Here is an 11,897-nt window from a genome sequence, read left to right as displayed (position 1 = left end):
GTATTTTCAGGCATTCTCCGTCTATTTTAAAAATATGTACCGGGCCTGTGCAAATTCCACCTGATCTTCATCCTGCAGTTTATATTCCTCTCCTGTTTTCAGTAGTCTTCCATTTACTGATGTTCCGTTTCTCGAATTGAGGTCAGACAGATAATATTCCTCATCTACTTTCCGAATCTTTGCATGAATACGACTGACTGTCGGAAGGGAGATCACTGCATCGGCAGCATTTTCCATCTTACCGATTACCATAAGGTCACGGTCAAGATAGATTGTCGCAAGTTCTCCCGGTTCACGGCTTACAAGGCTGGCCGGTCCTTCAGTCTGTCCGGCGGATAAGACGACTGTCTCACCATAGTTTTCTGTCTTTTCAGTTTCGTAGTTCTCATTCTGCTGCACTGTTTCCCGGTATACATTCTGTGAATTTTCCAGACGGTTAGCTCCTGTTTCCCCTGTCCATTCCGACATTTTATACTTTTCTTCACCCCATTCCGACATTTTTCTCTGTGATATATCTGCCTCATACAAATTTTCCGAGTTTCTCTCCGCTCGCTTTTTCTTATCGTCACTTTCCTTCGTATCCGCAAGTTCCCGCTGCACTTTCTGTCTCCACTCTGCGCTCATCTGCTTTTTCTGTTTCTTCTTTTCGGCTGTCCATGACAGGAATGCGGCGAGAGCCAAAAGGATGATGGCGCCTCCGAAGATAGCTTCCGCCGGAATCCCAGGAAGATATCCCAGATAGCGAAGTATAAGAAGAATGATCATAACTGCCGCTGTGGAGACACAGAGCAAAGCAGCCGTCCATTCGTTAGCGGACTTGTGAGACACAGATTCTTCTTTCTTTTTGTCTTTTCTTTTCGAAGTTTTATCTTCCATATCTGTCTTCAATAATTGTGAAACATCCGTCTTCTTCTGTATTTCTTCTCCAAAATTATCCACACCATCCAGATTGTTTCCTGTTAACTTCTGCTCCTGCTTCTGTGCAGATTCTTTATTGTCATTTTTTCCTGTAGCTTCTCTGTTCTGATAAATCGCCTCTTTTATATGTTCAAGCTGAAATCCTGTCTCCATTGCTTTCCGATAGACCCCATAGCCCATGCTCACCGCCAGAGGATCTTCATGATCAAGTCTCGGAAGAAGGTATTCCGTCAGTTCCCGAAACTGTTCCTGTATCGGATGATGATAATCCGGAAGACAGCAGAACTTCACTTCTCTCTTCTCTATGTCCAGAAAGATATACTCCGGGCAAAGAAGAAGCTGATCGGTGTTCATAAGAAACTCTGCCATCTCTTCCATCACACGGATAAATCCTCCAAACAGCATGTGCAGGTCTTTGCTGTGAAATTTCCGCTGCTCATAGAAGGATGCCAGTGACTGTCTGGATGTGATGTCATAATAAAACAATAGATTTCCGTCCAGCCCCTGTATTCTGCACTTTAATATAGAGGGAATTACATTTCCCGTCAGCATTCGTACCTGATAGGATGCTGTATTCACTTTTTCGTCTTCTCGCAGGATCAAATAATTGTGACTTACATCTCTTTTATATTCTGCATACATATTTTAATCTCCGATATCCTGATCTCTGGTTATACCAATTGCTTCCTTTGCAGCCTTAATCCTGCGGATCCACTTTACCGGCTGAATAACTTTTGAGCTTCCTTCTGTTTTTAATGTCCATTTAAAGCCTCCAAAACCTGCAATCGTATCTGCCTCATAAGTTACACTGACGTTCTTTTTTCCTGCATTTACATGGCATCGCAGATTTTCCGCACCAAAGAATCCTACGTTTCCAAGCTCCTCACCGCGGATTTCTGCTGCCGCCTGTGATTGTCCGTCCTGACGTACTGCTTCCATACTTCCACTCAATGATGCTTCGCAGGCAGCTGCCGTCAGCCAGGCCCGGTTATGTACAAAAAACGACAGATAAATAATTCCCATAACGGTCAGAAGTACAATAGACATGACGCATGCAGCTTCTATGGTAAAACTGCCCTTACACGGATTATTTCTATATTGCTTATATATTGAGTTTGTAACCCTGTATCTGTAACTTTTTTTGGGTTTTTTCCTCATATGATCATCCCTCCTACATATCCCAGCAATAAAAACGGTACCAGTGGAATCTCTGTCTTCCTGTTCTTTCGAAATACCAGCATCAGAACACCGGAATATGCCGCTGCGAGCAGCACTCCGATACATGCCATCTGAATATAGAATTCCATTCGTAACATGCATCCCAGCGCCAGAAGCATCCATCCGTCTCCCATTCCTACCTGTCCCCGTGTCAGGACACTACCCCCAAGAATAAGAATGCCGATACCAAGCGGAATCAGATAGTCCGTCATTGTTCTTCCGGTTCTGACGCTGTATACCACTCCTGCCAGTCCAAAAAGCAATGTGACCGGTATTGAGATTTCCCTTTTTCGGATATCAAGAAAACTGCTGAAAAGCAGAAAGAGCAGTGTCCCGTATCTTTCCATTTCTCTTTTCCTTCTTTCTTCTTAGCATTCTGTTCTATAATTTTTGTGATTACTACTTATAATTCAATGATATTCCATCAGATTTCTAACCACATTTGCTGCATACATGCATATCTCCGAGCTGTGATTTCTTGACCAGTCGAACAGTACGCTTCAGTCCACTGCAGGAAGCATTATTATGATAACGGTTCCCGGAACCCGTAATATAAACAGTCCCGGAGGGATTCTGATGATGGCTGCAAATCTCACAGGGTCTGTATCTTTCTCCGTTATCATTTCGTTTCTGTGATACGCTGCTTCCAGACACCTGTGTAATGGACAAGTTCAGATATCGGCAGCCCGCCTTTGTGTGATATACCAACCCGCTCTCCGTCACAAAAACCATTTCCTCAGATTCTGTACTGTCACCGGAGCCTTTCACGCCTTCTTCTGCACCTGTCCATGCATGGACTTTCACGGTATTATGCATCCAGACTTTCGGAAGTGGTATCAGCGCACCAACCGGACTATATGAATACACATCTGGCAGTGTAATCTCCTCCGGACCATTTCCATCTGCTACATATGCATACATTCCCGCGTCCTTCGTCTTTTCACACAACGCCTGCAAATGTGTCGTCTGCAGACTGTAAATGTCCATAAAGGAAATCATTGTCACCATACCCAGAAAAAACAGCGGAAGTACAAGTGCTGTCTCTACTGACAGTCCTGCCTTTTTTATCTTCTCACCCGAGGTACACAAAGATACCTTTTCAGAAAGCGTCAGGAGGATTCTGCCTATCGGGGACGACAGATACCATCTGTTCAGAGAGCGTGTCCTTTCTTTATTCTTTCTGTCTATCTTGTTTTGATTCCCATTGAGCTTTTTTTGTGCCTTCTGAAAAAGCATCTTTCTGCACCTCCTTTTAGCGGGCGGCGTAAATGCCGCCCTCAGCCATCAGATATAGCTGTATTGTTTTGTTACGGTATATGTCCTGCTTCTGTTTGCCCTCACATCCACGGATGCCTCAATCGCTTCGATACAACAGTCCAGACGAAACTGTTCTCTGCCTTTTGCGGCACGGATCTCCGCCTCGATCATATCCATTCCACGCTTAAGTTTCTGCGAACGTGAAGTGGATAAAAGAAGTACCTGAAGATAATCTTCATATGACATGCCGCCCTCCACGTCTTTACGCTCACTGTCCATCTTCTGCAGGAGATTCGGAAGATTCTCCAGTGACAGCTGCCAGTCTGCCGCTGTTTTCACAAGCGGTACTTTTCCTCCATGAAACAGTTCTCTCAGATCCACAATGCTCTCCGCAAATGACCAGCACAGAATCAGCGCAGTTTCAATCACCACTGCTGCCGGAGGGATCAGAAAACCGGATGCCACAGCCAGCGCAAGCGCCTGTATCTGCGCTCTCTTTGATACATCAGTCATCAGTGCCGATACATTGATCCCTTCGCGAATCAGAAGGAGTCGTCTGGCAACTGTCTGGAGATTTTCGCGGTCACTGGATTTTCCACCCAGAAGATACTCAATCTGATATTTAAGTCCTGCGGTGGACGGTTCCCGGTAATTTCCCAGATGTTCCATCAGATACTGCTGGTAGAGTATCTGTGAAGTCGCAGAAGATGTCCGGATATTCTCTGCCGGAAGGTTGATTCCTTCCTGCAGTTGTCGGTGCGATACAAGATCCGAAAGGGAAACCTGATTCTCAGAAATACCATGGTCAGCCGGAACGACCAGATCAAGCAGCCCCATTTTTCGAATCTGTTTTATGACCGGGATCGGATTCGTGACTGCAGAAGGCTTCGGTGCTTCCACTATCTCATTGCCGCCGGTATTTCCACCTGATTCTTCGCCACTTCCAAATATATCGTTGGCACCTGAGCCGTTTTCTGCCTTCGAGGCAGCTTCGGCTTCCTGACTTTTCTGTGCTGCCGAATCCATCTCTGCATCATAATTTTCGAGGCTGTTGCCATCCTCACTCTGACGTCCGGCTTCTTCCGCCTGTCTGATCTTTTCTTCTTTTTTGTGGTAGCGGTCAAGAAGAAGTCCCACCCCCTGACTTCCCAGTGTATCTCTCATAAATGTCACTGCCTGACGAAAAAAAACTTCTCCATCTTCATCGGTTGCCAGACGATAGCCTGTAAATCCACCCTGTTTCAGAGTAAGTTTCTGACTGTTCTGCTTCAGAACAGGTTTCATGTAAGATTCCAGGTTGTCATATACTGCCCCCAGATTTAATCCGGAGCTTCCCTGTGTCCCGTCAATGAAAAACAGGTCATATTCATTCATAAGGAAACGGTCATACTGTCCAAACAGAGAATAGAGGCCGATATCCATACTGTTCAGAATCTGAGTCCTTGCCGCCGCAGCCTGTACTGACTGGATTCCGGTCGTAACAAGCGACAGCAGCAAACTCAGAATCAGCGCCAGAAAAACAGTGATACTTCCTTTTTTCTCCATTGGCATACTCCTTTCCTTCTCAGATAGAATTACTCTGCTTCGTAATCTTGCTTAAAATACTTCTCACCAGATTGGTCAGCTGTTCCTTAAAAATGATTACCAGACTGATCAATACCACCAGTATCAAAATGATTTCAACGACGCCTACCGCATCTTCTTCACTCATAAACTCTCTTGCTGTCCGCATACATGCACTCATATTCTGCCTCCTTATTCTATCTGCTCTTTCCTGCTGCTCCATCATCCATAGAAAGCTAAAAATGCCGGTATCATGATGATCGCCATCACCACCGCAAGCATCATGACCATCGGTACGAGCAGCTTTGTAGCCGCTGTCTCACCCAGCACTCTTGCCTTTCGCTTCCTTTCATCCCACGCTTCCAGTGCTTCTTTTTCCAGAAGATCCGTCATCCTGTGGCTGCCTTTTTGCAGATTCTGTATCAGAATCGTGGAAAAGGTCTTGTACTTCATCTGTCCGCACCTTTCTCCGAATCTCCGATATGCTTCCAGTTCTGCAACGCCACTGTCCATCTCATGACACATGATCGTGATTGCCTCATACGCATATCGTCCGGTCTTTGGACGGTTTTTTATATAATCTGCACTCATTTTCTGAAACACCTTGCGAGCTGTCATTCCTGCCTGAATCAGAAGTGTGAACTTCATGATCAGTGACGGATAATCCATCAGTAGCTGCTCTGCGCGTTTTGCCATTTCTTCCTGCTGCTCTTTTGCTTTTTTCAGCATTACAACAAACGCTGCAAAAAATGCAAGTGATGCCAGAAGGGATCCTGTCCGGTCTCCGGACTTCTGCCAGGTAAGTTTCTGACCGTCCCACTGATCTGGCAGATAATAATAATCCGGATCCTGTTTCTGCTGATTATATTCTTCAATGATTTCTTTTAATTCTTTTTGTCTCTGTTCTGCCTCATTTACTTCCTGCTCCGGTTCGACTTCCGTCTCCTCCGTCTCTTTCTCCGGAATCTCCACATCAAACTTCTGCGGTTTCCGACCATCCACAGACACTTCAAGTTCTTCCGTGTATGCACCATCCGGATTCTTCTCCATGCGGTGCCCTTCCTGATAGACCACATCTTTACCGTCTGTCATGGTCAGTGCCATTCCCAGAAGATTTCCGCAGACCGCAACGAGCAGAAACAGCCGCATGCTCTGTCGATCTGCGATTCCGTCCAGCCGGATCCAGCCTGCTTTCCATACAAGCACGGTTCCAAAAGTCAGCACAAAGATTATGATATGTACCCACATATTTTATTCTGTGCGGCTCTCCCGCATTTCCTTTCTAAACTTCAATATCTACGATCCGTCTTCCAAGCCAGTAAGCTAGCCCGTAAATTCCAAGGCACAGGGACATCGCCAGAATTCCGAACGGGTTTCCATAGAGTACTTCAAGGAATCCCGGCGAAGTCATCTTAAGATACAGAATGATTCCGGCCGGCATCAGACTCATGATCATCTGTTCCGCTTTTTTTGCCGCCAGTGTCGTCTCGATTTCTTTACGCACATCAATCTTGTCACCCAGCATCCTCGAAGAAGTCTGTATGATCCGGTTCATATCACCACCGGTTCTCTTGGCGGTATAAAATACTGCTGCAAAATTTTCAATATCTTCAATCCCGCTTCTGTCACCAAAACTCATAAAAAGCTCTTCCACCGGTACGCTTACCTTTAACTGTGTTTCCATGTAATGAAATTCCCGCACAATATCCGCTTCCTGCGGATACAGCCGTTCCAAGTCTCTGGAGCATGCTATAACCGCATTTTCTACGGAATATCCTGCCTGTACTGAAACACTCAACGCATTCAAAGCATCTTTAAACTGATAATTCAGGTTCTTTTTACGTTCACGGATCAGTCCTTTCTTCTTCCATTTCAAAAAAAACACTGTGACCGGCAATGCAAGAAACATCAGCCAGAGATTCTGATAAAAAAGGTAATCCAGCACCCCACACAGCAAAAAGCTCTGCACCATATACTTAAAAATCTCTGTCATGGAAAAACGATACTCTTCATAACTCTGCTTCATATGGTCACTCCTGCCCGTACCAGCTTTTCTCTGTTCAGAAGTTCAGCAGTCTGTACCAGTCCTTTTCCCTCCTGCCAGCGATAAAGCGTACGTGTCTTTATTTCATGATTTTCAAATCCGCATATTTCTGTTATCTCGAGTACCTTACGGCTTTTATCCCGCATTCTTCCCAAATGAATGAGAATATCAACACCGGAAGCAATCTGCCTTCGGATAGCCTCAAGCGGGAGGTCCACACCCATCAGTGTCATAGTCTCAAGTCTTGAGAGCATGTCCGAAGCAGAATTGGCATGTGCTGTACTTAAGCTGCCGTCATGTCCGGTATTCAAAGCCTGAAGCATATCGACAGCTTCACCACCACGTACCTCTCCGACAATGATCCGATCCGGTCTCATACGAAGCGCTGTCTTAATCAGATCACGAATCGTAATGGATGCTGCACCTTCCATGTTTGCCATCTTTGCTTCAAGACGCACCAGATTGGCAATTCCCTGTATCTTGAGTTCTGCATTGTCTTCGATCGTGATCAGCCGCTCATCCGGCGGAATATAATTGGACAGCGCACCAAGAAACGTCGTCTTTCCACTTCCCGTTCCGCCTCCGATTACCATCGAATATCGCGCCCGCACAAGTGCTGCAAGAAATTCGGCACATTCCGACGGCAGACTTCCAAGTGCGATCAGCTTTTCCATCGTGATCGGTGTATCGGGGAAACGCCGGATTGTCAGGATCGGTCCATTGAGCGCTACCGGACGGATCACCGCATTAACTCTGGCTCCGTTGTCCAGTCGGGCATCCACAATAGGCATTGATTCGTTGACCACCCGGTTGCACTTACCTACAATCTGCTGAATGACATCTTCAAGCTTTTCTCCAGAGGTAAATGTTTTGTCCCACTTTGTCAATTTTCCGGCACGTTCCACAAAGATGGCATCCGGTCCGTTCACCATAATCTCCGTCACTGTCTCATCCTCGATCAGTTCCTGCAGAACATCAAGTTTTCGGACAGAATGAAAAAGTTCCTGGCGAAGCTGTACCTTTTCTTTCAATGAAAGGCAATACTCCCGCATCCGCCCGAGTATCAGATCATCGATCTCTTCAAGGATTTCCTCATCGCTCAGCTCTCTTGCAAGATCCAGCCGCTCCATCAGAAGCGCACGAAGTTCCTGAAATAGTTCCCTGCTCATCTGCTTTCCTTTCTGAAAATCATCTTCAGAGTTTTTCTTTCTCAAGCAATTCTCTTACAAAATCTCCCAACTCACTCCAGACCAGTTCTTCTATCCAAAACGAATTATCCGTATTTTGGGACAGTATCGGAAGCACTACTGTTTCTATTCCTGCCAGTAACTGCGAGTAGTCACGCAGTCGCAAAAGCTTTTCAAACTGTTCCAGCTTGCACTTTGAGATACGGTCATCGCGCACCGGCATATATACCTTCGTACACAGATCAAGAATCTGAAACACTTCTTCAATCCCGTCACCTACATCCAATACGACAGCCTCATAGGAACTGTGCAGAATGATTTCCTGCAAAAGACGCTCCCAGTCCTGCCACCTCGTTCCCCGGATGTCCTCCGGAGACTGTACCGGCGGGATGAAATCCACGCTTCCCATGCTCTGAATCATACTGTTCATCTTTACGGTGATGCCAGCCTGCTCCTGTCGTACAAAATACAGAAGATCACTGAGTGTATAAGGGTATTCTTTTTCAAACAGCTCTTCAAATCCGGAGTATTCTTCCATATTAAGATAAAGAACGGGCTTCTCTCTGCCCAGGATCTGGGCCAGCGCCAGCGCAAAGGATGTCTGCCCGCAGAATCCGAGCGGTGAATAAATTCCAAAAAGCTCCGTTGTCTTCTTGAGTGCAGGCATCTGTGCCGGAAGCACGGCCTTTTCTGCGCCATAACATGCCATCACCTCACGGACGATATCTGAGGATGCCTGATACTTATAAACATCGGCATATTTGTCCAGCTCTTCCGGCTTGCTGCCCTCGGTCAGAATGACAATCTTGCCGATATCCAGCTCACCGACCTCCCTGCACATCGCTTCCGCTGAGATCAGAAGAAGTTCGACCGGATTTTCTTTTGCATATGCTACAAAACTGCTGACATTGGTAAACGCCTGAATCTCAAAAGGGATATTCTTTTTCTGGTTGAGATAATCCATGAAGTTGCGGGCATATTCTGCCTCGAGATCACAGACTGCAAAAATTTGTTTTTTCAATAGATACCTCCCGTATACAACATCACACTCATAAATATTGGAATCGTAAAATGAATGTTTTCAAAAGCAGTTCCTGTCCGATAATACGGATTTTGTCTACCAGTTTCGATAAATTGTCTTACGTATTGTTCCAGATAATGGAATCTTTGGTGGAAGCCGCCGCAAAAAAACAAGATTGCCAGCGATAGTGCTGCTCCTGCAAGAATTGCATACCACATACACCATAATATGTGATACGGTCCCATCAGACCGCCAAGCACGCAGAAAAGCTTTATGTCACCCGAACCGAGCATTCGAAAATAAAACAGCCACCCCAGAAGCACAGGCGGCACAGTCATTCCAAGAACAAACTGCACTATGCCATGTCGGTTTCCGGGCCATATACTGTAAATCAGCCCTGCAATAAAGGAGCAGATGATCCAGCTGTTTTTTATCCGCATCTCATACAGATCCATCAACACTGCGATGCCCGCAATCGTCAGAAGCAGCATCTGACGAATGATTACTTTACTCACACCCCTTTCTCAAACAAATAAAAAATTGGGATTACCCGTCAGATCTGACGGAAGGAATACCAGAAGATTTCTGGTGAGTCTTATTATAGAGCGCTGTGTTCTTCTTGTAAAGAAAATTCGTTCGTCAAATTCTCCCAGAATCTGACATCAGCGCAGGTTGCACAATCACGCTCTCTTCTGTATAATAAAAGACAGCATGAAAAGGGGGACACATACTGCCATGGAAAACATCAAAAAAATCGAAGATATGTCGCTGAATGCATGGCCATCACACAAAATGGAGCTTTATGACGGCTGGATTCTGCGCTTTTCTTATTTTTATACACACCGTACCAACAGCGTAGAACAATTCGGAGTTTCCACGCTTCCATGGAGAGAAAAAGTCGCCTACTGTGAAAACGTCTACAAGCGTCTCGGCTCCCCTGCCATCTTTAAGATCAGTCCTGTCGTGTCACCGGATTTTGATTATACACTGGAAAACCGCGGGTACGAAATCCAGCATACGACTGAGGTTATGACAATGGCTCTGTCAGACGCACATATTGATACACCTTATCCGGATGTTACCCTGACAGATGAAATACCTGATATCTGGATCAACAGCCTTTTTGACCTGAAGGGAATGACCAATCCGATCCACCGGGCAGTCGTACCTTCCATGTACCGTGCAATCCCGAAAGAAACCATCTGTACTTCTATCTGGAAAGAAGACAAGATCATTGCTACCGGTCTTGGAATCCTTGACCGTGACTACATTGGTATTTATGCGATCCATGTCAAGGAAAAATACCGTGGCAGGGGTTATGCCCGCCAGATCTGTACCGCTCTTCTGAGTGAAGGTATGAAAAAAGGCGCCGAAAAGGCCTACCTTCAGGTAGTACAGGGAAATACAGCCGCCAAAAATCTGTACACTTCTCTTGGTTTTACAGATTCCTATACTTACTGGTTCCGTGTACAGCCTGATACCACAAAGGAGAACAATATCAAATGAAAAAAATAGTTACTATCGGCATCGGCTGTCTGCTTTCGCTTTCTCTCTCCGGATGCAGTCTCGGAAGTGTGATCGACCGTTTTACCGCTTCAGATGACGCTGCCATTCAGGACATTAATCCTGAAATTACCCGTGTTTATATGGATGAGATCCGTGGAGAACTCCAGAACTTTACCGGCAATCAGATTACTCTCTTAAGTGATAATGAATCTTATACTTTTGACATTTCGCAGGCAACTCTGGAATGCAGTAACGGCATGCTTGCCGGAGATGCTGTCAGCGTCGTATATGAAGGACAGCTTGACAGCACCGACACAGGAGCAGTGCATGCCCTGAAAGTCGTCGATGACTATCATCAGACAGCTACTCTCGAAGATCAGACTTTCCGCGGACAGATACAGGTACTGACAGCCAATTCCATCACCGTCAAATCAGATAAAAATCAGACTGTCACTTTCCCGGTCACCGGCACCGAGCAATATTATCAGGCCGGAATCAAACCAGGCAACTGGGTATACATCCACTATAAAGGCAACATTGTTGCTTCTGCGGACGGAAATACTGCGACTGCCGACGGTTCCCACACAAAGACTTCCAGTGTCTCAGATATAGATCCATTTGATGTTCCGGCACCGACACCAACTCCTGCTCCACAGGAAGGAACAGAAGTCAAAAAAGACAATAAACTACGTGCCGTGATTCAAAGCATTCAGACCAATATTTTACAGGTATCCATCGAAAACACCACCAATGTCCTGAATCTGGACATGTCTGCACTCCCCTGCTATTTCAAAGGCGGTGCTGAGACCGGATCACATGTAAATATCATTTACACAGGAGATTTTAACGGTACTACTCTGGACGGTATCAGTGTTCTCGGAATTACCGGTGAAAACCCGGATAAACTGACTGAGCGTGGAATCGGCTTTACCATTTCCGGAGACATCATTGCTTCTACAGCCAACACGATCACACTCCGTACTTACGATGGCGCAGATATTACCTGCAATACAGAAAAAGCCACCAACTCTTCATCCGGTGGACTGCTGACAGGAAGTTCCGTAAAGATCACATTCAACCCTGCTGATTCAAAGGAAACCAATATTTATACCGCAATAAAAATAGAAGATCTGTGATCGCAGATCTTCTATTTACGTCCAGACACTCTTTCTGCCTGTCCTTT

Annotated in this window: 13 protein-coding genes; 2 read left to right on the top strand and 11 right to left on the bottom strand. The window is 45.7% G+C overall.

The genetic code is table 11. From position 1 onward, the window contains the following. Positions 1 to 21: 21 nt before the first annotated feature. The 11 genes from BQ7344_RS12355 to BQ7344_RS12305 all read right to left on the bottom strand — a co-directional run bounded on the left by BQ7344_RS12355 (position 22) and on the right by BQ7344_RS12305 (position 9,723). Positions 22 to 1,560, bottom strand: a complete 1,539-nt coding sequence (locus BQ7344_RS12355) for a DUF6382 domain-containing protein (protein ID WP_072522791.1) — start codon at positions 1,558 to 1,560, stop codon at positions 22 to 24. Between the two features lie 3 nt (positions 1,561 to 1,563). Then, on the bottom strand, positions 1,564 to 2,076 hold the full coding sequence (locus BQ7344_RS12350) for a TadE/TadG family type IV pilus assembly protein (protein WP_072522790.1): 513 nt from the start codon (positions 2,074 to 2,076) through the stop codon (positions 1,564 to 1,566). Then, positions 2,073 to 2,483 carry a prepilin peptidase gene (locus BQ7344_RS12345; protein WP_072522789.1) on the bottom strand — a complete coding sequence of 137 codons (411 nt, stop codon included), beginning with the start codon at positions 2,481 to 2,483 and terminating at the stop codon, positions 2,073 to 2,075. Before BQ7344_RS12345 ends, BQ7344_RS12350 begins: the two co-directional genes overlap by 4 nt. Before the next feature lie 85 nt (positions 2,484 to 2,568). Next, complete coding sequence (locus BQ7344_RS12340) at positions 2,569 to 3,372, bottom strand: hypothetical protein (protein ID WP_072522788.1); 804 nt, start codon at positions 3,370 to 3,372, stop codon at positions 2,569 to 2,571. 48 nt (positions 3,373 to 3,420) lie between these two features. Then, positions 3,421 to 4,938, bottom strand: coding sequence for a DUF5702 domain-containing protein (locus BQ7344_RS12335; RefSeq protein ID WP_072522787.1), 1,518 nt, complete (start codon positions 4,936 to 4,938; stop codon positions 3,421 to 3,423). 19 nt (positions 4,939 to 4,957) lie between these two features. Next, positions 4,958 to 5,137 (bottom strand): Flp1 family type IVb pilin, encoded by a 180-nt coding sequence (locus BQ7344_RS12330; protein ID WP_200793046.1) that lies wholly within the window; start codon positions 5,135 to 5,137, stop codon positions 4,958 to 4,960. Between the two features lie 41 nt (positions 5,138 to 5,178). Further along, positions 5,179 to 6,204, bottom strand: a complete 1,026-nt coding sequence (locus tag BQ7344_RS12325; protein WP_072522786.1) for a type II secretion system F family protein — start codon at positions 6,202 to 6,204, stop codon at positions 5,179 to 5,181. 34 nt (positions 6,205 to 6,238) lie between these two features. After that, entirely contained in the window at positions 6,239 to 6,982 is a 744-nt protein-coding gene (locus tag BQ7344_RS12320) for a type II secretion system F family protein (RefSeq protein WP_072522785.1), read from the bottom strand. Continuing rightward, positions 6,979 to 8,169 (bottom strand): CpaF family protein, encoded by a 1,191-nt coding sequence (locus BQ7344_RS12315; RefSeq protein ID WP_072523434.1) that lies wholly within the window; start codon positions 8,167 to 8,169, stop codon positions 6,979 to 6,981. Before BQ7344_RS12315 ends, BQ7344_RS12320 begins: the two co-directional genes overlap by 4 nt. 25 nt (positions 8,170 to 8,194) lie before the next feature. After that, positions 8,195 to 9,208 (bottom strand): P-loop NTPase family protein, encoded by a 1,014-nt coding sequence (locus BQ7344_RS12310; RefSeq protein ID WP_227195334.1) that lies wholly within the window; start codon positions 9,206 to 9,208, stop codon positions 8,195 to 8,197. Beyond that, positions 9,205 to 9,723, bottom strand: a complete 519-nt coding sequence (locus BQ7344_RS12305) for an A24 family peptidase (protein ID WP_083585541.1) — start codon at positions 9,721 to 9,723, stop codon at positions 9,205 to 9,207. The genes BQ7344_RS12310 and BQ7344_RS12305 overlap by 4 nt, the downstream gene beginning before the upstream one ends. A gap of 220 nt (positions 9,724 to 9,943) precedes the next feature. Between BQ7344_RS12305 and BQ7344_RS12300 the strand changes: the two genes are divergently transcribed. Next, entirely contained in the window at positions 9,944 to 10,714 is a 771-nt protein-coding gene (locus BQ7344_RS12300; protein WP_072522784.1) for a GNAT family N-acetyltransferase, read from the top strand. Continuing rightward, positions 10,711 to 11,850, top strand: coding sequence for a hypothetical protein (locus BQ7344_RS12295; RefSeq protein WP_072522783.1), 1,140 nt, complete (start codon positions 10,711 to 10,713; stop codon positions 11,848 to 11,850). The genes BQ7344_RS12300 and BQ7344_RS12295 overlap by 4 nt, the downstream gene beginning before the upstream one ends. Positions 11,851 to 11,897 lie beyond the last annotated feature (47 nt).

It is taken from the genome of Blautia sp. Marseille-P3087 (genome assembly GCF_900120195.1).
Classification (GTDB): Bacteria; Bacillota; Clostridia; order Lachnospirales; family Lachnospiraceae; genus Blautia_A.
This window is presented reverse-complemented; position numbering and strand designations above follow the sequence as displayed.